General features: G+C 69.1%; 12 protein-coding genes and 1 tRNA gene. 4 read left to right on the top strand and 9 right to left on the bottom strand.

Annotation, left to right across the window (positions count from 1 at the left end):
• Window positions 1–54: 54 nt before the first annotated feature.
• The 4 genes from ACE3SG_RS03590 to ACE3SG_RS03605 all read right to left on the bottom strand — a co-directional run bounded on the left by ACE3SG_RS03590 (window position 55) and on the right by ACE3SG_RS03605 (window position 3,524).
• On the bottom strand, window positions 55–633 hold the full coding sequence (locus ACE3SG_RS03590) for a DUF3501 family protein (RefSeq protein WP_374562608.1): 579 nt from the start codon (window positions 631–633) through the stop codon (window positions 55–57).
• A gap of 12 nt (window positions 634–645) precedes the next feature.
• Window positions 646–1,995, bottom strand: a complete 1,350-nt coding sequence (locus tag ACE3SG_RS03595) for a (Fe-S)-binding protein (protein ID WP_374562609.1) — start codon at window positions 1,993–1,995, stop codon at window positions 646–648.
• Between the two features lie 99 nt (window positions 1,996–2,094).
• Window positions 2,095–2,514, bottom strand: a complete 420-nt coding sequence (locus ACE3SG_RS03600) for a rubrerythrin family protein (protein WP_374562610.1) — start codon at window positions 2,512–2,514, stop codon at window positions 2,095–2,097.
• A gap of 158 nt (window positions 2,515–2,672) precedes the next feature.
• Entirely contained in the window at window positions 2,673–3,524 is an 852-nt protein-coding gene (locus tag ACE3SG_RS03605; protein ID WP_374562611.1) for an alpha/beta hydrolase, read from the bottom strand.
• A 157-nt stretch (window positions 3,525–3,681) separates the two neighbouring features.
• Between ACE3SG_RS03605 and ACE3SG_RS03610 the strand changes: the two genes are divergently transcribed.
• Window positions 3,682–3,757, top strand: a tRNA-Ala gene (locus tag ACE3SG_RS03610).
• A gap of 111 nt (window positions 3,758–3,868) precedes the next feature.
• Here ACE3SG_RS03610 and ACE3SG_RS03615 read toward each other — a convergent pair.
• The 5 genes from ACE3SG_RS03615 to ACE3SG_RS03635 all read right to left on the bottom strand — a co-directional run bounded on the left by ACE3SG_RS03615 (window position 3,869) and on the right by ACE3SG_RS03635 (window position 21,476).
• The gene (locus ACE3SG_RS03615; RefSeq protein ID WP_374562612.1) at window positions 3,869–5,974 is read right to left on the bottom strand and encodes an HlyD family efflux transporter periplasmic adaptor subunit; all 2,106 of its coding nucleotides are present in this window, start codon (window positions 5,972–5,974) and stop codon (window positions 3,869–3,871) included.
• Between the two features lie 8 nt (window positions 5,975–5,982).
• Window positions 5,983–7,380: an efflux RND transporter periplasmic adaptor subunit gene (locus tag ACE3SG_RS03620; protein ID WP_374562613.1), complete on the bottom strand. Its 1,398-nt coding sequence runs from the start codon at window positions 7,378–7,380 to the stop codon at window positions 5,983–5,985.
• A gap of 17 nt (window positions 7,381–7,397) precedes the next feature.
• On the bottom strand, window positions 7,398–18,914 hold the full coding sequence (locus tag ACE3SG_RS03625) for a putative Ig domain-containing protein (protein WP_374562614.1): 11,517 nt from the start codon (window positions 18,912–18,914) through the stop codon (window positions 7,398–7,400).
• Window positions 18,915–18,935: 21 nt separating this feature from the next.
• Window positions 18,936–19,763 carry an efflux RND transporter periplasmic adaptor subunit gene (locus ACE3SG_RS03630; protein WP_374562616.1) on the bottom strand — a complete coding sequence of 276 codons (828 nt, stop codon included), beginning with the start codon at window positions 19,761–19,763 and terminating at the stop codon, window positions 18,936–18,938.
• Between the two features lie 81 nt (window positions 19,764–19,844).
• On the bottom strand, window positions 19,845–21,476 hold the full coding sequence (locus ACE3SG_RS03635) for a TolC family protein (protein ID WP_374562618.1): 1,632 nt from the start codon (window positions 21,474–21,476) through the stop codon (window positions 19,845–19,847).
• Between the two features lie 212 nt (window positions 21,477–21,688).
• Here ACE3SG_RS03635 and ACE3SG_RS03640 point away from each other — a divergent pair, with 212 nt between their 5' ends.
• From ACE3SG_RS03640 to ACE3SG_RS03650, 3 genes are all read left to right on the top strand, one after another.
• Window positions 21,689–22,543, top strand: coding sequence for a hypothetical protein (locus tag ACE3SG_RS03640; RefSeq protein ID WP_374562619.1), 855 nt, complete (start codon window positions 21,689–21,691; stop codon window positions 22,541–22,543).
• 262 nt (window positions 22,544–22,805) lie between these two features.
• Complete coding sequence (locus tag ACE3SG_RS03645; RefSeq protein WP_374562620.1) at window positions 22,806–23,510, top strand: phage tail protein; 705 nt, start codon at window positions 22,806–22,808, stop codon at window positions 23,508–23,510.
• A gap of 108 nt (window positions 23,511–23,618) precedes the next feature.
• Window positions 23,619–24,335 carry a phage tail protein gene (locus ACE3SG_RS03650; protein WP_374562622.1) on the top strand — a complete coding sequence of 239 codons (717 nt, stop codon included), beginning with the start codon at window positions 23,619–23,621 and terminating at the stop codon, window positions 24,333–24,335.
• Window positions 24,336–24,437 lie beyond the last annotated feature (102 nt).

Raw genomic sequence — 24,437 nt, forward strand, 5'->3', positions numbered from 1 at the left:
CCTTGGGCGGGTTGTACGCCCGCCGCGTGCCGGCGTCCAGCCGACCAAACCCGCTCAGCGCAGGTCGCCCGCCAGGCTGGCCAGCGTGTCGGCCGGGATCGCCATGTGCGCCGGGTAGTTGGTGTGGTCGCAGCCCAGCCGCACCCCGGCCCCGGCGCGCACCGCCTGGCAGGCCGCCGGCGGCAGCTCGAAGCGCAGAAAGTGCACCGACGAGGTCTTCTCTTCGTTCTCGCGGTCCAGGTCTTCGTCGGCGATCGCGTAGACACGGGCGTGGCCCTCGACCTCGACGAACATCCGGTCTTCCACGCCGATCAGCCGTGACAGCTCTCGCTTGCGCTCGTTCGGGTCGGGGTACTCGATCAGCATCGTGGCCTTCCAGTTGCTGCCGTCGGGCACCAGCGGCGCGTAGGCGTCGATCTCGCCCTGGATGCCGTCTTCGTCGAAGATCTTCTCGATGTGCAGCATCTCCTGGATCTGGCGGCGAATGGTCTGCTCGTCTTCGAACTGCAGCGTGATGTGCTCGCCCAGGTGCACACTGCGCAGCCGCCGGTGGGCGATGACCGCGGGCTTGTCGGTCTTGCGGATCTTGGCGTAGGCCTCGAGCGTGAGCAGGCTGTCTCGGGTGATGGTCATCGTCGTGGTCCTTCAGATGCCGTAGGCTTGGCGCACCAGGCTGATCGGGTGCTTCAGCGCCTTGGCCGGCGTGCCGGCAATCGCCATGCCTTGAGCGATGTGGTGGCCGGCGAGCGCGCAGTCGCTGCTGATCACGTCGGGCTCGTCCTTGGCCATCGCCTTGAACACCGGCTTGCCGATCTTCATCGCCATCGGGTGAAAAGGCGTCTTCACGCCGTAGGTGCCGGCATGGCCCGAGCAGCGCTCGACCGTGTTGAGCTGCACCGTCACCGTCTGGCCGATCAGCTTGAACATCTCTTCGGTCTTGCGGCCGATGTTCTGCACCCGGCCGTGGCAGGGGATGTGGTAGCTCACCTTGCCGAGTGCGGCCTTGAAGTCGGTCTTCAGCAGGCCGTCCTTGTGGCGGGCCATCAGGTACTCGAAGGGGTCGAACATCGCCTCCTTCACGCGCTGCACGTCGGCCTCGTCGGGAAACATCAGCGGCAGCTCTTGCTTGAACATCAGCGTGCAGCTGGGCACCGCGCTGATGATGGCCCAGCCCTCGTGGGCATAACGCGCCAGCACCGGGATGTTGGCCGCCTTGTGCCGGGCCACCGCGTCCAGGTCGCCCAGCTCGAGCTTGGGCATGCCGCAGCACTGCTCTTTCTCGACGATCTCGTAGGGGATGTCGTTGTGCGACAGCAGCTTCAGCAGGTCGTGCCCGATGCCGGGCTCGTTGTAGTTGACGTAGCAGGTCGAGAAGATGACCACCTTGCCCGGCGTGCGCTGGCCGTTGGTCACCACCTCGGGGTTGCCGTCGGCGCGCGCCTTCCAGCGAAAGCGGCTGGTCGCCAGATCGGGCAGCCATGCATCGGGGTGCACGCCGAGCTGCTTGTCCAGCAGCTTGCGCATGGTCTTGGTCTTGTTCACCTTGTTGACGACCTGCACCACGATCGGGATGCCGGCGAACTGGCCGTGCACGTCGGTCGAGGCCAGCAGCTGCTCACCCCTGCCCACGTGGCCCTGCTTGAACTTGATCGCCTTGGCCCGCAGCATCAGGTGCGGGAAGTCCAGGTTCCACGGGTGCGGCGGCACATAGGGGCACTTGGTCATGTAGCACAGGTCGCACAGGTAGCACTGGTCGACGACCTTCACGTAGTCGGCCTTGTCGATGCCGTGCACCTCGCCGTCGGCCGTGGCGTCGACCAGGTCGAACAAGGTCGGGAACGACTGGCACAGGCTCACGCAGCGGCGGCAACCGTGGCAGATGTCGAACACCCGCTCCATCTCTTTCAGCGTGGCGGCTTCGTCGTAGTACGACGGCTCTTGCCAGGCGATCGGATGGCGGGTCGGTGCTTCGAGATTGCCTTCGCGCTGGGCCATGGGTCCTCCTGCCTTCGGTCGGGTGGTTCTGACGCGCAATGCAGCGGGGGGCGTGTTGCGCCCCCCGTCTGGTCTTCTGGTCGTGGCCTTGGCAGGCGATCAATCGACCAGTTGGTCCAGCGCCTTGGTGTAGCGGTTGGCGTGCGAGCGCTCGGCCTTGGCCAGCGTCTCGAACCAGTCGGCGATCTCGTCGAAGCCTTCTTCGCGCGCGGTGCGGGCCATGCCCGGGTACATGTCGGTGTACTCGTGCGTCTCACCGTGCACGGCGGCCTTCAGGTTGTCGCGCGTGGGGCCGATCGGCAGGCCGGTGGCCGGGTCGCCCACGGCCTCGAGAAACTCGAGGTGGCCGTGCGCATGGCCGGTTTCACCTTCGGCGGTGGAGCGGAACAGCGCCGCCACATCGTTTTGCCCTTCGATGTCGGCCTTGTTGGCGAAGTACAGATACCGGCGGTTGGCCTGCGATTCGCCCGCAAAGGCGTCCTTCAGGTTCTGCTCGGTCTTGGAACCCTTCAAACCCATGACAAGCTCCTCAATGGTGGTGACGGGGGCCGCCAGCGCCAGCCGGCGACTCGTGGTTGACGCTAGCAGAGCACGGCTCGAAATGGCAATTCAATGCGTCAATGCGGGAGATAGGCAACGCCTATGCAGACCAGGGCGAACCCTCGGCCCGCCGGGTGTCAGCGCAGGCCCAACAAGCGCAGCGCCAGGTCGTGCAGGCGCCCGGCCGGGTCGACCAGGTTGCGCAGCACGTCGAAATGGTGGTGACCGACCAGCGTCTCGCACACCGGCACCGCCGTCGGCCCCCACTGGTCGCGGATCAGCTGGTTCTGGCGCAGGAACTCGGCGCTCTCGTCGCCGCCCACCACCGCGTACAACGGCCGCTTGGCCCGTGGAAAGAACGCCGGCGACAGCCGCTTGACGCTGGCTGGCGTCAGGCCCAGGTCGGCCGCCAGGAAAGGCGCATGGCGGATCGGCTCCAGGTCGTACACGCCCGAGATGCCCAGGGCGCCCTGCACCGGCAGCAGCGGCAGCCCGGCGTCCACGTCCTTCCAGCGGCAGCACAGCAGCATCGCCGCCAGGTGCGCGCCGGCCGAGTGGCCGACCAGCGCGATGCGCGAGGCATCGCCGCCGAACTCGGCCGCATGGCGCCAGGCCCATGCGACCACCCGCGTCATCTGCAAGGCGATGTGCTCGATGCTCACCGCCGGGCACAGGCTGTAGCCCGGCACCAGCACCGCCGCGCCATCGGCCAAGAACGACGGCGCGATGAACGAGTGGTCGGCCTTGCCCAGCGCGCGCCAATAGCCGCCATGGATGAAGACGAGCACCGGCGCGCCCGGCCGGGTCGCCGGAAAGACATCCAGCCGCTCGTCGGCACCGTCGCCATACGGCACGCCCAGCTCGCAGCGCGCCTGCTCGCGCGCCAGGCGCGAGGCGTTTCGCCAGCGCCCGAAGATGGCCGCGTGCTCGGGCACACGAGCACGGTTGTTGTACTGCGCATCCAGCCACTGGGGGTCGAGCGGGTTCATCCAAAGCCTCCCGATGCAAGCGTTTTGACAAGGCGGCAACGTTGACGCCCGCGGGCCCTCGGACAGCAAGTCCACAGGCCCCGCGCAGCGGCGCGATTCTGACGCCGCAACGCCCTCGCCGTGAAGCGAAATTCTTGCTGCTAGAATTCGTGGCTCTGGGGACGTAGCTCAGCTGGGAGAGCGTCGCGTTCGCAATGCGAAGGTCGGGAGTTCGATCCTCCTCGTCTCCACCAGACTTCACAAGGCCTTGTTCTTCAAGGCCTTTTTTCTTGCCGGCCGGCATCGGTGTCGAAGTGGTCCAACAGGCCGCCCCCACCGCCCGGCTGCTCGGCATCCGCCCAGGCTCAGAAACCGGCCTCACGCCAGAAGACGCTCAGCAACTGGTTGGCAAACCGCTGCAGCAGCGGCTCAGGCCGGGCCACGATGACGACACGGCCGCGCCACGCCTGCTCGCGATGGTCCAGGCCGGAGACGGTCTCCAGCACCACGCGAAACACCGCCGCCTCGGGTATGAAGGCCTGGCCTTGCTCGCGCACCAGCACCTCGCCGCCCAGGTGGCTGGCGAGCACCTTCTCGTTCAGCGTGCGCGAGGCATCACGTTCGATCGCCTTCACACGAAGGTGCAGCGCCGGGCCGGACAAGGCGTCGACGACGAACAACCCTTCGTCGTCGACGGCGATGCGCCGCACGTCCGCCTCGTCGACATAGGTCACCACCTCGCGCGTACCGGTGGCCACCAGGCGGCCCAGGACTTCGTCCGTGGCCACCCAGTCGCCTGGGTGCAGGTCTGGGTCCGCATCGACAAAGCGCCCGGCGAAGGGTGCAACGGGCGCATGGCGTTGCGCGTCGGCGGCCACCGTGTCGGCTTCGGCCCGGCGTGTCTGGAGCTGCTCGGCGGCCAGTTGCCAGTCGCGCCGTTGCTGGGCATCGAAGGCGGCCGCCGCAATCTGGCCCTGCATGCCGGCCACGCGCGCGGCGGATTGCGAGGCGCGCAGGCGCAGCTCGGGCGACTGCACTTCGAACAGCACCGCGCCGGCAGGCACCGCATCGCCATGGCGGAACGGCAGCTTCGTGACCTGCGCGCCCGCGGGTGCATACAAGGTGAGCTGCTCGGCCGGCTGCAGCAGGCCCATGCCGGTGACCCGACCCGGCAGCGGCACCCACAGCAACGCCAGCAGACAGGCGATCCCGATCGACCACCCCATGAGGCGGCGCCGGCCGATGCGAGCGCGGCGCTGCCACCAAGCCCGCAGTTCGCCCCAGACGGGTGACGCGATGAACCAGCCCACCTCGACGACGAACAACAGGATGCCGATCGCCTTGACGACGAAGTGATAGACGAGCACGGCGATGCCGAGGAACAGCACCAGCCGATACAGCCAGGTCGCCCAGGCGAACGCCACCAGCCAGCGCGTGCGCCGCGGCGACAGACGCTCAGGCGCCGGCTCGCCGAGATCGAACAGCGATTCGCGCAAGTGCCAGCGTGCCAGCGCAAAGGCGCGGGCGTGCAGGTTGGGCATGTCCAGTGCGTCGGACAGCAGGAAGTAGCCGTCGAAGCGCATGAACGGGCTGGCGTTGATCAACAGCGTCGAGATCCAGGTGGTGCTGGACAGCAGGAATGCCACCGTTCTGACCGTACCGTCGGGCAGCCAGAGCCAGGCCAGCGTGGCCCAGGCGGCGATCGCCAGTTCGGCACAAATGCCTGCGCCGGCCACGGCCATGCGCTGGCGGGCGTTCGGCAGTTTCCAGACCTCGGTGGTGTCGGTGTACGCGACCGGCCACAACACCATCAGCGCCACGCCCATCGTCGGCACGCGGCAACCGTAGCGCTTGGCCGTCAGCCCGTGCATGAACTCATGCACCGTCTTCACCGCGACGATCGCCAGCCCGTAGGCGGCGAGCCCTTGCCAGGTGAACAGGTCGACCAGCGTCGAGGCATACGCATTCCACTGGCGCGAGACGCCGCCCAGGCCCAGCAGGCCGGCCAGCGCCGTGAGCAGCAGGAAAGGCCGGCCATAAAGCCAGCCGACCCGCGGCGCCAACCTGTCGAGCAGCGCATCGGGGCGCAGCAGCGGCACCCGGAAGAACAGGTAGTGGTGCAGCAGCCAGGTCCAGAAGCTGCCGCGCTGGTGCTGCCTTCTGCTGGCCAGCTCGCGGGCCTGGCCCGGGCGCGCTGCCAGCAACTGGTTCATCTGCAGGAAGTCGAGCAGCCGGCCCACGTCGTCGGCGTCCACGGCCAGCGTCGTCTCGCCACCCACCGATGACACGATGGCCTGCGGCGAGCCCAGGTGCCAGCGGCTCAGCAGCTCGAAGCTCAGCCAATCCAGCTGGAAGAACTGGTTGCGCACGGGATCGTGCAAGGTCCAGCTGGGCTGGCCTGCAGGCCCGCGCGAGCCCGGGTAGAGCGCCAGTTCCTCGCGCAGCGGGGGCAGGTCCGTGTGGTCGCTCACAGTGGGCGTCAGAGCGCAAGGTACTGGCGGGCCAGCGCCAGCGGCCGACGCAGCACCCAGTAGGCCAGCGGCACCCAGCCGGCCTGCAGGCGACCGGTGCCTTTGAGACCGATGCGGTGCTCGGTGGGTGCATCGAGCCGGGCGCGCACGCGGTAGGCATAGCTGCCGTCCGGCCGCTGAACCGCGTCGTGCGCCATGTAGCGCAGCGTGGCCGTGACAGGCTCGAGCGGCGTTGCGGCCAGGTACAGCTTCAGCTCGGCCCCTTCGGGCAGCGGCAGCGCGTCGCCGACCGGCAGCCAGGCCTCGACTTCGACCTGGTGCGGATCGACCACGCGCAGGATGCGTTCGCCGGTGTGCACCGGGCGGCCTTCCCATTCCGACGGGTCGTCGAAGATCGCAACGCCGGCGCGCGGCGCCTCCACGCGCGAGCGCCGGAACTGGTCTTGCAGGAACTCGGCCTCGGCGCGCTTTTCTTCGATGCGGCCTTGCACTGCGGCCAGTTGGCCTTTGGCTCGCGGGTCGGCCAAGGCCAGTTGCGTGACCTGGCGGTATTCGACCTCGGCGGTGGCCAGGGCCTGCCGCGCCACATCGAGCCGGCTGGCGATCGGCGCTTCGTCGAAACTGAACAGCACTTGTCCGCGGCTGACGGCTTGATTGGGCTGCACCTGGAAACGATCGATCACCCCATCCAACGGTGCACGCACCACGGTGGCGTCGGCAGCCACCAGTTCGGCCGGTGCGAGGACCGTCAGCCGCACCGGAAGCAGCATCGACACCAGCGCGGCCGCACCGATCTGCGCCGACCGCCGCCGCCACCAGACCGGGCGTGGGCCGACCGAGGCGACCGGCTCTTGACGCAGCAGGCGCTGCCACCAGGCCTGCGGCCGGTCCAGGCCGCGCCAGGCGTGGGCCCAGGTCTGCAGCCATTCCTGCCAGAGCGGCCAGGCGGCCTCGGGGCACGGCTCATCCAGCGCCAGCAGCAAGCCACCGCGGGGGGGCTGGCCGGCTTCGCCGGGTACCGGCAGCCACAGCCCTTCGCCGGGCAGCCAGTCGGACCATTCCGCCCCCAGCGCCGGCGGCAACTGGTGGCGATCGACCACAAAGACACCGTCCTGCGCGACGGCCCGGTGCGAGCTGTGCAGGTGCGCACACAGCTTGCGGACCCAGATCGCGTAAGGCGCATTCGGATCTGGCTCGACGACACCGGACAGGCCGCGCAGACCGGTGTCTTCGAACCACAGCGCTGCCTGGCGATAGCGCAGCAGACGCTGGCTGTCGTTGAGCAGCAGAAAGGCCAGCTCGTCGCGACTGCGGGCCTCGCGGGCCTGGTGCGCCAGGTCCAGCAGCAGGATCAGCAGGTCGCCCGCTTCGTACGGTGCGGGCTCCCCTGGGTGGGCCATCAGCATGGGTTCACCCGTGACCTTCACGCCGACGCCGCACGCTCACCCCGCGCACTGGAGGCCAGTCGATCGGCGATCGTGCCTCGTGGCTGCAAGCGCGCATGGCGAAGCTGCTCGCTCAGGCTCGGGCGCGCAGCCAGGGGCTCCGAGGCCCCGCCGAGCCCATGGCGAGCGGGCGCCTTTTCCGATGGCGCTGGCTTCGTCGCGTCGGTGGGCACCGGCGTGTCACCGACATGGATCACCAGCTTCGTCGTCGTGATCTGGCCACGACTGTCGCGAACGGTCAGCACCACCTCGATCACCCCGCGCACGGACGCGGGCACCCGCCCGGTCAATTGGCCGGTGGCCGGATCGAACTGCAGCCACGACGGCAGCGGCTGCCCATCGGCCAAGCGAGCGTCCAGCGCGACCGCGCCTTCGGGCATCGACAGCGTGAACGCTGAATGCGGGAGCTCGACGCTGAGCTCCGAGCCGCCACCGGTGCGCACCGCTTCGAACTGAGGAACGGCCTGCTGCGCCGCAGAGTTGCCCGCCGTGCCGCCGGATTCGCTGGAGGGCGCCGGTGCAAGGTGCGACGTCCCCCCGGAGATGGGGTCTTGCCGCAGCATGCCGTCCAGCGCCACGCCTGCCGGCGTCGTGGTGAAGAACTCGACGCCGGGGTTGACGGGCGGTGCAATGTCTGGGATGACGACGCCGCCGCTGCTGACAGGTGGAGGAACGACGACGATCGGTGGCGGCGGCGGCACGGGCGGTACCGGCGGGGGCACGGCCTCGCCGGTCACCCTCAACGCGAAATCGCTGGCGACGCTGGCTTGGCTGCCGTCGGTGGCCGTCACGCGCACGTTGATCGTGCCAACGTCGCCCGTCGCCGGCGTGCCGCTGAAGGTGCGCGTCGCGGCGTCGAAGCTCAACCAGCTCGGCAGTGGTGAGCCGTCGGCCAGTGTCGCGGTGAAGCTCAGCGTGTCACCGGCGTCGACGTCGCTGAAGGTGTCGGGCGGCACCGTGAACGTGAAGGCACTGCCCTGGGCTGCGGTCTGTGCATCGATGCCGATGGTGGTCGGCGCATCGTTGGTGTTGACCACCGTCAGCGTGAAGTTGCTGGACGCGCTGGCGTGGCTGCCATCGGTGGCCGTGACGCGAACGCTGATCGCGCCGACATCGCCGTTGGCCGGTGTGCCGCTGAAGGTTCGCGTCGTCGCGTCGAAGCTCAACCAGCTCGGCAGCGGTGAGCCGTCGGCCAGCGTCGCGGTGTAGCTCAGCGTGTCGCCGGCGTCGACATCGGTGAAGGTGCCGGGCGGAACGGTGAAGCTGAACGCTCCGTCCTCCGTTGCCGATTGCGCTGCGATGGGGCCCGCGGTCGGTGCATCGTTGGTGTTCGACACCGTCAATGTGAAGTCGCTGGACGCGCTGGCCTGGCTGCCATCGGTGGCCGTGACGCGCACGGTGATCGCGCCGACATCGCCGTTGACCGGTGTGCCGCTGAAGGTGCGCGTTGCTGCGTCGAAGCTCAGCCAGCTTGGCAACGGTGAGCCATCGGCCAGTGTCGCGGTGTAGCTCAGCGTGTCACCGGCGTCGACGTCGTTAAAGGTGTCGGGCGGCACGGTGAAGTTGAACGCGCTGTCTTCCGTTGCCGATTGCGCTGCGATGGGGCCGGCGGTCGGCGCATCGTTGGTGTTCGACACCGTCAGTGTGAAGTCGCTGGACGCGCTGGCCTGGCTGCCATCGGTGGCCGTGACGCGCACGCTGATCGCACCGACATCGCCGTTGGCCGGTGTGCCGCTGAAGGTGCGCGTCGTGGCGTCGAAGCTCAGCCAGCTTGGCAGCGGTGAGCCATCGGCCAGGGTCGCGGTGTAGCTCAGCGTGTCGCCGGCATCGACGTCAGTGAAGGTGTTGGGCGGCACGGTGAAGCTGAACGCGCCGTCTTCAGTCGCCGCCTGCGCCGCGATGGGGCCTGCGGTCGGCGCATCGTTGGTGTTCGACACCGTCAATGTGAAATCGCTCGACGTGCTGGCCTGGCTGCCATCGGTGGCCGTGACGCGCACGCTGATCGCGCCGACATCACCGTTGGCCGGCGTGCCGCTGAAGCTGCGCGTCGCTGCGTCGAAGCTCAACCAGCTCGGCAGCGGTGAGCCATCGGCCAGCGTCGCGGTGTAGCTCAGCGTGTCGCCGGTGTCCAGATCGGTGAAGGTGCCCGGCGGTACCGTGAAGCTGAAGGCGCTGTCTTCGGTCGCGCCCTGGTCGACCAGCGGGTTGGCGACGACGGGCGCCGCGTTCAGCGCCGTCAACGCGATGTCGTTGCCGTCGCCCCCCACGTAGCTCAGCTGCAGGTCGCGGCCGTCGGCGGCCGTGAATATCGTGCCTTCGGGCTGCCCATCGAAGGTGTTGGCCACGGCATCGACGGCGTCGTTGCTGATCACCGTGTAGACCTCGCCGGCGGTGGCGGCGTAGTTGCCCAGATCGAGCGTCAGCGCGCCGCCGTTCAGCGTCACGGCGCCCTCGACGACGACCTGGTCGTAGCCGCTGCCCGCCACGCTGCCGCGCGCCTCGGCCAGCAGATGGGCGCCGGCGTCGAACACCAGGCCGTGGTGCAGTGTCAGCGTGCCGGTACTGCCCGTGCCGAGCCCGGGTGCCAGCGTGCCGCCGGCGCCGACGACCACCACGCCGTTGCTGCCGCTCGTGCCGATGCCGCCGGTGCCGGCCAGCGTGGCGCCGCTGGCCACATCCACTTGCGCGGTGCCGTCCAGCGCACCGGTGACCTGCAGCGTGCCGGATTGCACCCGCGTGATGCCGGTGTAGGCGCTGGTCCCCGACAGCGTCAGCACCGCATTGCCGGCCTTGGTCAGGTCGCCGCTGCCGGTGATGGCGCCCGACAGCGTGGCGTTCGCATCGGCCTGCACGGTGCCGCCCGACACCGACAGCACCAGCGCGTTGTCGATCGTCGCGTCGGCTGCCGTCAGCGTCAGCGTGCCGCCGTTGAGCGTCACCGCGCCTGCGCCGAGGTTGGCATCACCGGCCACGCGCAGCGTGCCGCCCTGCACGGTCGTGGTGCCGGTGAAGTTGGTCGCATTGCCGCTGTTGGACAAGGTCACCGCACCGCCGCCCTGCACACCAAGCGGGCCGTCGCCGCTGAGTGCACCGCTCAGCGTGAGGGCCGCGGCCGCATCGACCGTGCCGCCGCTGCCGATGAGGACGATGCCGTTGTCGATGGTGCCGGCACCCGTCACGCTCAGCGTGCCGCCGTTCAGCGTGACGGCGCCGGCGCCCAGGTTCGCGTCGCCGGCCACCGTCAACGTGCCGCCGCGGACCTGCGTCGCGCCGGTGTGGGCGCTGCTGTTGCCACTGTTGGACAAGGTCAACGATCCACTGCCCTGCTTGAACAGCGTGCCGCTGCCGCTCACCACGCCGCTCAGCGTGGCCGCCAGGCCGCCGGCCACGTCGACCAAGGCGGTGTTCACCAGGACCACGGCGTTGTCGATCGTCGTGGCACCGGTGATCGACAGCGTGCCGCTGTTCAGCGTCAAGCTGCCACTGCCGAGCTGTGCGTCGCCGGCCACCGCCAGGCTGCCGCCCAGGACGCGCGTGGCGCCGCTGAAGCCGCTGGCGTTGGCGGCGTTGGTCAGGGTCAGCGTGCCGGTGCCGACCAAGTCCAGCGTGCCTGCACCGGTGAGCGCGCCGCTCAGGGTCAGGGCATTGGCGTTGTCGACCACGGCACCGCCGGCACCGATGGCGATGTCGTTGTCGATCGTGCCGGCATTGGAGACCGTCAACTGACCGCCGTCCAGCGTCAGCGTTCCACTGCCGAGGTTGGCATCGGAGGCCACGGCCAAGGCGCCGTCGACGACCTGGGTGGCGCCGGTGTGCGCGCTGGTGCCGCTGAGCGTCAGGGCGCCGGCGCCGGTCTTGTCCAAGGTGCCGCTGCCGGAGACGACGCCCGAGGCGGTCCAGTCGACGCCGGCATGGAGGGTGCCGCCGCCGCTGCCGATCACCATGTCGTTGTCGACCGTGGCGCTGGCGGTGGTGACGTCCAGCGTGCCGCCGTCGAACTGCAGCGTGCCGCTGCCGAGCGCATCGTCGTCGCCGATCGACACGGTGCCGCCATCGAGCGCGACGTCGCCGGAGAACGAGACCTCGTTAATGGTGCTGGCCAGCACCAGTGTGCCGTCGCCGGACATGGTCAGCGTGGCGCTGCCCGCCAGCGTGCTGGCCAGGGTGGCGCTGTCGCCGCTGTCGTTGGTGATGGTCAAGGCGCCGCCGAGCGTCAGCGTGCTGCCGGTGATGGTCAGGCCGTCGGCATCGCCAAGGTCGAGCGTGTCGCCGGCCCCGCTGGTGACGCCGCTGCCCAAGGTGATGGTGGTGTCGTCGGGCAGCACCACGTCGATGGTGTCGGCACCGCCCTGGGCCACGCCGCGGGCCAGGGCCTCGCGCAGGCTGAAGCCATCGCCCGCATCGCCGTCGGCATCGTCGTTGGCCTGGTCGACGTAGATCGTGCCGCAGGTCAGCGTGAGGTCGCAGTCGATGGTGGCGCCCTGGCTGTCGGCCAGGGTCAGGCGCAGCGCGGCGTCGCCATAGGGCGTGTCGTTGCGGTAGTTGACGTGTCGCACCACGTCCTGCACCAGCGCGGTGGTCGCCGGCGTGCCGCTGCCGGTGAAGCTGATGGTCAGCACGCCGCCGGTGTCGGTGAAGGTGGCGAAGGTCAGACCGGCCAGTTGCAGCTGGTTGCCGTTGACGGTGAATGTGGCGCCGGGGGCGAAGCCGAACACGTCGTTCGCGCTCGGGTCGGCCGTGCCGCCGGTGAAACGCTGCACGACGATGCTGCCGCCGTTCCAGTTGGCCAGGTCGTCCTCGGCGTCGCTGACCACCGCATTGCCGCCCGCATCGAGCAGCACGGTGCCACCTGCGGTGTAGGCGATGCTGTCGCCGTCGAGGTTGGTCACCACCGGCGCGCTGTTGTTCGGCGCGGTCAGCGTGAAGTCGTTGCTGTTGGTGCCGCCCACATAGCTGGCGGTCAGCACCGTGCCGTTGCCGCCGGCCGTGAGGGTGTCGCCCTCGGGCAGGCCGGTGAAGGTGTCGACGATGGCGTCGCTGGCATCGTTGTCGATGACGACGTAGGTGTCGGCCAGGCCCGGCGTGTAGTTGTGGGTCACCGACAGCGCCGCGCCGGCGGAGTCGAGCGTGACGGCGCCATTGACGACAACTTGGTCGTACTCGCTGCCCGCCGTGGTGCCGTTGATGTCGATCTGCAGCGTGCCGAACAGATCCAGGTCGCCGTTGATGGTCAGCGTGCCAGCGCCGCTGTTGACGCCGATGACACCCGGCGAGAGGAAGCCGCCGCTGTCAACCACCACCGCGTTGGCGGTGGTGATGCTGCCGCTGCCGGCCAGCGTGGCACCGCTGAGCACGGACACGGCATTGGTGGCCGTGAGCGAACCGGTGAGGTTCAAGGTGCCGGCCTGCACCACCACGTCGCCGGGCAAGGTGTTGGCGGCCGACATCGTCAGCACGCCGGTGCCTGCCTTGTTGAACGACGCCCCGCTGACGCCCGACATGACGCCGGTCAGCGCCAGCGCGTTGTCGTTGCTGATCGTGCCGCCGCCGGTGTCGATGGTGAAGGCATTGACCAGCGTGACGTTGCTGCCGGTGACCTCCAGCGCGCCGCCCGAGCCCAGCGTGATGGTGTTGGTGCTGATGTTGCTGGCGTCGGTGACGCTGAGGGTGCCGCCGCTGCCGGTGACCGTGGTCGTGCCGGTGTAGCCGTTGCTGCCGCTCAAGGTGAGCTTGCCGGTGCCGCTCTTGGTGAGGTTGCCGCTGCCGTTGATCGTGCCGCTGAAGGTGGTGCTGGTGTTGTTGCCGCCAGCGGACAGCGTTGAACTGCCGAGCACGACCGCACCAGCGCCGGCCAGCGAACCGATGGTCTCCGACGCCGCCAGGGTCAGCGTGGCGCCAGAGGCCACCGTCACGCTGGACGAGTTGCCGATCGCGCTGCCGCCGCTCACCGTCAGGCCGCCGGCCGAGATGTCGATGCTGCCGGACGCGGTGTTGGTGCCGCCCAGCGTCCACGTGCCGCTGCCGGTCTTGGTCAAGCCACCGGTACCGCTGATCGAGCCGCTGTAGCTGGTGCTGGTGTTGTCTCCGCCGACGGTCAGCCGGCTGCTGCCCAGCGACACCGCGTTGCCCGAGGCGGCGGCGAGCGAGCCGATGGTCTCGTTCGACTGCAGATCGAGCGTGGAGCCGTTGCTGAGCGTGACCGCCGAGGCATCGCCCAGGGCCGCACCGCCGGACACACTCAGCGTGGCCGAGGTGACGCTGACGCTGCCGCTGTGCGTGTTGCTGCCGGACAGCCGGACCGAGGCGCCCGCGCCGCCGCCGGTGGTGAGCGCGCCCGAGCCCGAGACCACGCCGGTCAGCGTCAACGTGCCGGTGCTGGCATACAGCGTCGCCGCGCCGGCGATGGCGATGGCGTTGTCGACCGTGGTGGAGGCCGTGCTGGTCAACTGGGCGCCGCCGTTGAGGGTGATGGCGCCGCTGGCGAGCTGGTTGTCGCCGGCGAACTGCAGCGTGGCGTCGGTGGCGGCGAGGGTGCCGCTCCAGGCGGTCGAGTTGCCGGTGTTGCCCAGCGTCAGAACCTCGGCAGCGCCGCCGGCCACGCCAATCACCGCCAGCGCGCCGGTGCCGCTGAAGGCGCCGCTGAAGGTGGCCTGGGTGCCAGACGTCAAGTTGAGGGTGCCGCTGGACGCCATCGCCACGCTGTTGCTGAAGGTTGGCGAGGCCCCCGAGTCGACCGTCAGCGCGCCGCCATCGAAGGTGATGCTGCCGCTGCCCAGGCTGGCGCTGTTCTGCGCGGTCACCGTGCCGGCGCTCAAGGTGGTGCCGCCGGCATAGTTGCTCGAGCCCGACGACAGCGTCAGGTTGCCGCTGCCGGCCTTGGTCAGGCTGCCGCTGCCGCTGATCGCGCCAGACGCCGTGACGGCCGCATCGATCAGCAGTGTGGCCGAACCGCCCAGGCTGATGGCGTTGTCGATGGTGGTGGCGCCAGTCACCTGCAGCGTGCTGCCGGCGCTCAGCGCGAGTGAGCCGGCGCCGAGGTTGCCGTCGCTCGCCACGGCGAGCGTGCCGGCCGACACGGTGGTGGTGCCCGAGTAGTTGTTGCTGCCAGACAAGGTCAATGAGCCGCTGCCGGTCTTGACCAGGCTGCCGGTGCCGCCGATCGCACCGGACAGGCTGACAGCCCTGCCGGAGCCCACCGAGACGCTGCCGTCGTTGACACCCAGCGTGACCGTGTTGTCGACGGTCGTATCGCCGGTGACCGACAGCGTGCCGCCGTTCAATTGCACGGTGCCGGTGCCCAGGTTGGCATCGCCGGCAATGGCCACGGTGCCGCCGCTCAATACGTTCAAGGCCCAGCTCTGCGCACTGTTGGTGCCCGACAGCGTCAAGGTGCCGCTGCCATCGAGCGTCAGGGTACCGCTGCCGGTGATGCCGCCCGAGAAGGTGCTGCTGTCGCCGTTGATGCCGACCGTCAGTACATGGGACCCGACCGCCACCGTGCCCGCACCGCTCAGCACGGCGATGGTCTCGTCGTCGCCGAGGGTCAAGGTCGCACCGGAGGCCACCGTCACCGCGGTGCTGTCGGCGAGCGTGCCGCCGACCGCGCCGAGCGTCAGGCCACCTGCCGACACGGTGGTGGCGCCGGTGTAGGTGTTGGAGCCACTCAGCGTCAACGTGCCGCTGCCGGCCTTGGTCAGGCCGCCGGTGCCGCTGATGGCGCCGGACAACGTGGTGTCGGTGCTCTGGCTGACGGTCAGCGTGTTGCTCGACAGGCTCACGCTGCCGGCGCCGGACAGCGCGCCGATGGTCTCGTTGTTCGACAGTGACAGCGTGGTGCCGCTGCTCAGCGCCACCGTCGCGGTGTCGGCCAGCGCGGCGCCACCGCTGAGCGTCAGCGTGCCGGCCGTCACCGAGAAGGCGCCGCTGTAGGTGTTGCTGGCGGACAGCGTCAGGGTGCTGGCACCGCTCTTGGTCAGCGCGGCGCTGCCGCTGACAACACCGCTCAGCGTCATGTCGCTGGCGGTGCTGATGGTGGAGCCAACCGTCACGTCGATCGCGTTGTCGATGGTGACGATGGCGCTGTTGGTCAGCGTGCCGCCAGCCAGCGTCAAAGTGCCGCCGGCCAGGTGGTCGTCCGAGCCGATGCTCAGCGTGCCGGCCGTGATGGTGGTGCCGCCGGTCAGCCCGGCCTCGTTGCCGGTGTTGGACAACGCCAGCGTGCCGGCATCGGTCTTGTTCAGGTTGAAGGCGCCACCGCTCAGCGCGCCGCTGAGGGTCAGCGTGGCGCCACTGGCAGCGCTGATGTTGGCATCGCCCGACAAGGTGACGATGCCGCTCAGCGTGCTGCTGCCGCTGACCAGATGCAGCGCGCCGTAGTCGACGCCGCTGACCGTCTTGCCGGTGCCGGCGATGGTGAACGCCTCGGCGACGGTAAGCCCGCCGGTGACGCGCACGGTGGCGCCGCTGGCCACGGTGGTGCTGCCGGCCGTGGTGCCCAGCGCGTTGGCGTGGTTGGCGATGACCGTGCCGGCGGTGATGCTGAGGGCGCCGCTGAAGGTGTTGTTGCCGTCGAGCTGCAGGATGGCCTGGCCGTTCTTGAGCAGCGTGCCGGTGCCCGAGATGACGCCCGTGAGGCTCATCAGCGTCGCGCCACCACCCCCGCCGACATTGATGGTGCAGCCCGACGAACCGATCGCGATGGCGTTGTCGATCGTGCAGGCGCTGCTGGCGTTGGTCAGCGTGCCGCCGTCCAGCGTCAGCGTGCCGGACGAGAGGTAGTTGTCGTCACCGATCTGCAGCGTGCCGCCGGTGACGCCGATGCCGCCGGACATGCCGGCTTCGTTGCCGGTGCTGGTCAGTGCCAGCGTGCCGGCGCCGACCTTGGCCAGTGCGCCGGTGCCGGCCAGCGTGCTGGCGATGGTGACGGTGCCGCTGGCGTTGGTGAGACTCAGCGTGGTGCCGCCACCCAGCGTGATCGTGCTGCCGCTGATGACCAGGCCGCTGGCCGAGTCGGCGTTGACCGTCAGGCTTTCGCTGATCGACAGGTCGCCGGCCATCGTCATCGTGCTGGTGAAGGCACTGCTGAAGATCAGCGTCTGGCTGCCCGTGGCATCGGCCGCGGCAATGCCCACCGCCTCGCTGAGGCTCACGCCGTTGCTGACGTCGATGGCGGCGGTGTCGGTGGTGTTGTCGACGTAGATCGTGTCGCTGGTCACCGTGACGTCGGCGGTGGTGCTGGTGTTGCCGTCGCTCATCGAGAAGCGGATGGCGGCATCGCCGTAGGGCGTGTCGTTGCGGTAGGTGATGTGGCGCATCACGTCCTGCACCAGCGCGGTGGTGGACGCGGTGCCGCTGCTGGTGAAGCTGATGGTCAGCACACCGCCGGTGTTCGTGAAGGTGGCGAAGGTCTGGCCGCCGGACTGCAGGTTGGCGCCGCTCACGGTGAAGGTGGCACCGGCCAGGCTGAAGCCGAACACGTCGTTCGAGATCGCCGAGCTGGAGCGCGACACCGTCAGGCTGGCGCCGGCCCAGTCGCCGTTGCCACCGTTGAGCGCATCGAATTCGGCATCAGAAGCCGTGCTGTCGCCACTGGCATCCAACAGCACGGTGCTGCCGACGCCGGCCCACGCGACGCTGTCGCCGTTCAAGTTGGTGAGCACCGGTGTGGCGTCGGTGCTGACGACGCTGAAGCTCATCAGCGTGCGGTCTGCCAGCGCGTCCAGCGAATTGCCGGCCCGGTTGATGGCGGGGTCGGGCAGGCCCGCGTGGAAGCGGTTGCCGACCTTGGTCACGAAGCCCTTGCCGTCGGCGTCGACGAAGGCGGTCGAGCTCACCACCACGTAATAGTCTTTGCCGGACACGAAGGTGCCGCTCGGGTTGATCGTGACCGTCGAGGTGGTGGAATCGCCCGTCAACGACACCCGCCCGTCGGATGCGGAGAAGGTCTCGAACACCACGTCGTTGCCGAAGTTGCCGTCGCCGTCGTCGACCCGGATGGTGATCGTGCCCGAGCCTTGGCTCAGCGCGACGCTGTGGCTGAAGTTCAGGACCAGGTTGTCGCTGGGGCCCGCGTTGCCGTTGGCCGACGGCGTGAAAGAGGTCAGCGTGGGCGGTGCGTTGTCGTTCTGGAAGAACAGGTCGTTGCCCGCGCCGGAGATGCGCTGGTAGTAGTCGACATCGCCGTCGTTGTTGTAGTCGCCGATGCGCACACTGGTGAAGCTGATGTTCAGCCCGGTGACGCCGGCTGCGATCGCCTCGGACGAGCTGTAGCTGCCGCTGCCGTCGTTGCTCCACAAGGTCACCGCGGTGGCCGAGCCGCCCTCCTGCGTCAGGATGTCGGTGTCGCCGTCGTTGTCGAAGTCGCCGACCTGGATGAACGCCTGGTTCGTGGTGCCGGAGTCGGTCAATGGCGTGGTGCCCGCCGAGAGCCCACCCGAGCCATTGTTGGCGTAGAAGATGTCGTTGGCGGCGCCGGACACCCGCTGGTAGTAGTCGAGGTCGCCGTCGTTGTCGTAGTCGGCGATGCGCACGCTCGAGAAGCTGATGTTCAGGTTGGTCACGCCCGCCGCGATGACCTCCGACGAGGTGAAGCTGCCGCTGCCGTCATTGGTCCACAGGGTCACGGCAGTCGCCGAACCACCGTCCTGGGTGAGGATGTCGACGTCGCCGTCGTTGTCGATGTCGAACGCCTGGATGAAGGCCTGGTTCGTGGTGCCGCTGTCGGTCAGCGGCGCGGTGCCTGCCGAGAAGACGCCGGAGCCGTTGTTGACGAAGTAGAGGTCGTTGCCGGCGCCGGAGATTCGCTGGTAGTAGTCGAGATCGCCGTCGTTGTCGTAGTCGCCCAGGCGGACGCTGCTGAAGCTGATGTTCAGCCCGGTCACACCGGCACCGATCGCGGTCGAGCTGGTGTAGGAGCCGGACCCGTCGTTCGACCACAAGGTCACCGCGGTCGCACTGCCGCCCTCTTGGGTCAGGATGTCGATGTCGCCGTCGACGTCGAAATCGCCGACCTGGACGAAGGAGAAGTTCGCCGTACCGCTGTCGGTCAGCGGCAGCGTGCCCTGCGAGAAGCTCTGCGCGAGCACGCCCTCGGGTGCCTCTTCGCCGGTCGGCGCAGGCGCCGCGGCGGCCTCGCCCCGTGGCGCCACGCCGATCGCCTTCTCATGCTCGCGATACCCGGCCGCGGGCACCGCCTGCACCAGGCGCTGCGCGGCTTCGGCCAGCACCGCGGCATGGCTGCGCTCGGCCACGCCGGTGTCGACGATCTGGCCCGCATGCGCCATGTCGGCCGCCGCCACGACGGCGGCGGCATCGAACATCAGCCGCGGCTCGAGCACCAGCGGTCGCGCGCGCGCCGCCGATGTGGCCTCGACGGCCTCGGCCGCGCCGCCGGTGCGGCGGCTGGCGCTGCGGTGGCCATGGCTGCGCGCCACTTCCGAGACGGCGACGAAGGTGCGCGTGACGTCGTTCCACAGGCTGCGATAGACGTGGTTCATGGCAAGGCACTCCGGTGGATGTCAGCGGACCGCCGCAGGCTGCGGCTGCGGCACGATCACGCGCCCGCTCATGCCGGCGATCAGGTCCGGGAAGCGGCCGCGGATCGCGCCGACGAACTTGACCGACTGGCTCACCGGATCGACCCGCGCCGCGGTGCGCACGATGGTCGCGGGGTAGTTGCGACCGGTCTCGTCGATACGGATCTCGAACGGCGAATTGACCTTCAGCAGGGTCATCCACTGCGACGGTGCGATGAACTCCAGCTCCAGTGTCGAGTCGTCGATGATCTCCAGCAGCGGCTGGCCGGGCTGCACGTACTGCTGCTCACGCACGCGCTGTTCCGACACACGGCCGGCGAACGGTGCCGCCACGCGGCACTTGCTCAGCATCACCGTGTTGAACGAGACATCTGCCCGCGCCTTCGCGGCCTCGGTCTGCGCGAGCTCCAGCTCCAGCTTGCCGGCCGAGTTCAGTTCGGACAAGCGGGTGGTCGACTTCAGCGTCGCATCGGCGGCCTCTTGCGCCGCCCTGGCCTTCTGCGCCTGGGCCTGCTGCAGCGAGCAGTCGAACGACACCAGGGTCTGGCCCGCCTTGAAAGAGCCGCCTTCGGGAATGGGCAGCGACTGGATCTTGGCGCCCACTTCGGCGGCCAGCGTGGTGTAACGCTTGGGCGTCAGCTGGGCGCGGATCTCGCGCTCGGCCACCGCGGGCGCGGTGCTCGGTGCCGCCTGCGGCGCTGCGGTGGCCACCTGCGCAGGCCGCGATTCGGCGGCGCGCACGGCGACCGTCGGCAGCAGCCCCACCCCCAGCAACAGCAAAAGGCAGCCCACGGTGAACCATCGCTGCATTCGGCGGCATGGAGGCATCGGCAATCCCTGCATCGGTGACGCGGCGCGTCGGTGTCGGCTGTTCGCGGCGGGAGGTGGCGCTCAGGTCGGCGGCCCGACGCGCACGCCGGCAGAGCGCGTCCCCGGCTCCGGCGTTGGCGCTTGGGCCTGGGAGGCCGGTGCCGGGGTCGTCCCGATATCCGGGCGCTTCGGCGATGGCGGTTCGCCGCTGTCCTTCAGCTCGGGCAGACTGGCCGCATCCCAGGCCTGCAAGGCCGTGGCGACACGACGGGTCAATTCGTCGATCGGCAGGCTGTCCGCCCCCTCGATCACCGGCTCCAGCCCCAGCGTGGCCTGCAGCTTCGAGGCGGCGGCCTGGACGTTCGACAGCGTCTGGTAGCGACGCAGCTGCGACAGGATGGCCGCCGTCTGCTGCGCTATGCGCTCGAGCTGGGACTGGCGCGCGGCCGCTTCCTGGTTGGCCACGTGCCGCGCGATGCGGGCATCGACCTGCGCAATGCTGTCTGCCCGCTCATACTGGCGGATCGCATTGGCGTACTGCAGCCGCGCAACATGCAATTGCGACAGCACCGCCATCTGCATGCTCATGCGCTTGTGGTCGGCCAGTTGCACGCCAGCCTCGGCCATGCGCTGCTGCACCGGCGCCGACAGCAGGCCCAGCAGATTCAACGACAACTGCACGCCGGTCTCGTTCCACGACTGGTTGATCAGGTACCGGTCGTCGGAGTGGCGCACCGCATAGTTGAACGACAGGCCCGGGAACATCCGCAGCATCGCGCGGCGCGTCTCCAGGCGGGCGATGCGGGCGTTGTAGACGCTCTCGCGCAACTCGGCATTGCGCACCAGTGCCTGCTCCTCCAATTGCTCCACCGGCACCTGCAGCCAGGTGGTGTTCAACGCAGCGTCGGGCTCCACGACGGTCAGCGGCACGCCACGCGGCGCATTGATCAGCTGGGCCAGTTCGATGCGGGCGACCGACAGCTCCTGGTCGACCAACTCCAGCAGACGCAGGTTCTCGAGCAGTTGGCGCTGGTAGCGCAGCGGCTCGAGCGGCGAGCGCAGCCCTTCGGACTCGATCTTGCGCGCGTCCGACAGCGCATCCTCACCCAGCTGGGTGGCCTGCTTCAGCTCGGCGGCCAGCTTTTGCGCCGCAGCGACGCGCCAGAACGCGGTGCGCACGTCCTGCACGAGCAGGTGGGTGGCGCGCCGACTGCGTTCGGTGGCGATCAGGAAGCGGTCGGCGCTTTGCCTGGCCGCGTAGTAGCTCTGGCCGAAATCGAGCAGGCTCCACGACAGGGTCAGGTCGGTGCTGGTGGCTTCGCGGCTGGACGAGATGGTCTCGCCGCCGATCACGTCGCCAGTCTCCAGATCCTTGCTGAGCGTCAGCAGGTCGTTGTTGCGATGGCGATAGCCTGCATTCGCCACCAACCGGGGCAACATGTCGTAGCGCGCCGCATCCATGCCGTCGAAGGCCAGTGCCTCGTCCATGCGGCGCAGGCGCCGGTCGGCGTTGTACTTGATGGCACGCGCAATGGCCTCTTCCAGCCGCAACGGGCCGCTCAGCGGCACTACGTCGCGCTGCAGTGCCTGCCCGTCGGCGCGCGTGATCTCGGCCACCTCGTGCAGGGTGACGGGCTGCGGCTTCAGCGAAGAGCATCCCGCGACCGACAGACTTGCCGAGACAAACGACAACAGCTTGAGCCAGGTCTGCATGCTTGGTCCTCGTGGTTGAACCAGCTACACAAGCCCGCAGAACTGCCGGGCAGCCTAATACCGATGATCACGGTACTTGGCAATTGATGCCACGTACAGAAACACCGACGGCACTAGGGACACCACAGGCACCACTTCTCCTTTCTCCGCATGAGCGCTAGCGCCATCCGCGCTTGCACAATCGCCGGGTCGCCCGTGACGCCCAGCCACCGATGCCCGCCCTCCTGCCTCAGCAAATTGCCCCCTGCACGCCGCTGCAGTCAGAACTGACGGCACGCTGGCTGCAGCCCCTGGGGCCAGCCCTGTTCGACCACTGCCGCGCGATGCGTGCCGAGACCGACGCGGTGCTCGCGACGCAATTGCCGGACGCCGCCGGCAAGCCCTATCCCTACGGCCGCTGCGAAGAAATCACCCAGCACTTCCACGGCCGTCTGCAGGCGCGCCTGCGCCGGCCCGAGCACCCCGTGGAGCAGGCGCTGGCGGGCTTCGTCGGCCAAGGGGGCTGGCTGCGGTCGGTCTGGGGCGTGTTGCGCGAACAATACTTTCAGAACGCGCTGCAGATGGGCACGCTGTACGTCGACGTGTCCAACGACACCGTGGTGGTCACCAAGCCGCCGGTCGAGATCCTGCCGATGGAGGCCTCGGGGCTGGTGGCCGTCCGTGACCTAGGGCACTTTCGCCAGACGGCCGAGCGCTACTGGGGTGCGACGCTGTACGCCAACCACCTGGTGCCGACGCTGGCGCCGCTGCTGCCGATCGTCTCGGTCAGCCCCGGCAAGCTCGTGCCGGGCCTGCAATCGGCCTGCGACTACATGATCGAACTGATGCGGCGCGACGATTTCCACCAGGCTGAAGCCTGGCTGCGCGACGGCCCGCCGCCGCCGCCGGACCTGCGGCTGCCCCGCCTGCCACCCGACCTGCGCCCCTGGACGACGGACGCCCGCCTGGAATCGATGCAGGCCTGCCGGCGGGCCCGCGACGCTGGCGCCGCGCGCGACCGGAACTGGCGCGTCGCCCGGGTCAGCGACTACCTGCGCTTGCTCAGCGAGCCGGCGGCAGCCGACTGAATGCGATCGCAGAACGCGCGCCGATGAAGGGCCTCTCGTTGTTGCCTTCTTGAGCGTCAGAACCCGCGGCACGCTCAGCGCTGCGGGCGAGTCGATAGCACTCGCCCAAACAAGGGGATTGGCAACGAACGGCGTTCGCTTGCCCTAAATTGCCGTCCATCGCCTTCATGGCGATCAACAAGGGGCCAGCCCGCCAAGCCCCGTCGCTTCAGTGCGGGCCGCGCTCCTACATGCACGATAAATCCCCAAGGAGGCTCCCATCATGGCGATTCGCACCCTAATCCGTTCGATGGCGCTGACCGGCCTCGTCGCCGCGACCAGCGTGCAGGCCCTGGCCTGCGGCACCGAGGCCTACACCGGCCAGATCTGCGTCGTGGCGGGCAACTACTGCCCGACCAACACCGCGGAAGCCCAAGGTCAGGTGCTACAGATCAGCCAATACAACGCGCTCTATTCGCTGTTGGGCTGCACCTATGGTGGCGACTGCCGCGCCACGTTCGGGATACCGGACCTGCGCGGCCGCGGGCCGGTCGGTTGGGGCCAGGGGCCCGGCCTGACCGCACACACCGTGGGACAGAAATTCGGCCAGGAAGGCGTGGCGCAGACCGTCACCATGATGGCGCAGCACACCCACGCCGCCACCTTCTCGCCCAGCGGCGGGGGCGGCACCAACGCACAGGTCAACGCACGCCAGGCCGCCGCCACCACCAATGCTCCGCAGGCCGGCTACATGCTGGGGCAGAGCAGCACGACCTCAGGCGAGCAGGCCAACGTCTACCTGAACCCCTCGGTCACACCGGGGACCGATGTGGCCCTGAGCGGCGTGTCCGGCGGCGGCGGCGGCTCTGGCGGCGGCACGGTGACGATCTCGCCCACGGGTACCTCGGCGCCGACACCGACCGTTCCGCCCGAAATTGCGGTTCGCTATTGCATCGTCCTCGACGGCATCTATCCGCCGCGCCCCTGATCGTCCGCAGGCAAGGCCCGCGTGCGGCCCGGCCCGCGTTGGCGGGCCGGTCGCCTGCGGCCTGGCGGCTTGGGCCGCGCTCCCGAAACCCGTACAGGAGGACCGTTCATGACGATTCGCACCCTTGTCTATTCCGCGGCACTGACCGGTCTGGTCGCCGCGATCCCCGCCCAGTCCCTCGCCTGCGGCGAGGATGCCTATATCGGGCAGGTCTGCCTCATGGCGGGCAGCTACTGTCCGACCAACACCGCAGAAGCCCAGGGGCAGATGATGGCCATCAACAGCTACCAGGCGCTGTTCTCGCTGCTGGGCTGCACCTACGGCGGCGACGGCGCTTGCCGCACCAACTTCGCGCTGCCGGACCTGCGTGGTCGCATCCCGGTCGGCTGGGGCCAGGGGCCGGGGCTGAGCGCGCACACCATGGGCCAATCGTTCGGCCAAGAGGGTGTGACGCAGACCTTGGCCATGCTGCCCGCCCATACCCATGCGGCGACCTTCGTGCCCGCAGGCGGCGGCACGCCGGGCAGCAATGTGCAAGTCAAGGCGCGCCAGGCAGGCGGGACGACAGACGCACCATCCGCCGGCGCGATGCTGGGGCAGAGCAGCACGACCTCCGGCGAGCAGGTCAACATCTACCTCGATCCCGCCGTCACGTCGGGGAGCGACGTGGCGCTCGGCGGCGTGTCCGGCGGGGGCGGCACGCCCAGCGGCGGCACAGTGACGGTCGATGCGACCGGCGGCGGCGCGGCGCTGCCCACCGTTCCACCTTCGATTGCGCTGCGCTACTGCATCGTTGTCAACGGCATCTACCCTTCGCGTCCATAGCGACAGCAGCGACAGCAGCAGCACGCCGCGAGGTGGTCCATGTGCACCTCGCCTCCACCCGATGCGAAAAAGGCCGGTTCCACCAGGAACCGGCCTTTTCTT

The sequence above is a fragment of the Ideonella sp. genome, from assembly GCF_041914305.1.
In the GTDB taxonomy this organism is placed as follows: Bacteria; Pseudomonadota; Gammaproteobacteria; order Burkholderiales; family Burkholderiaceae_C; genus Ideonella.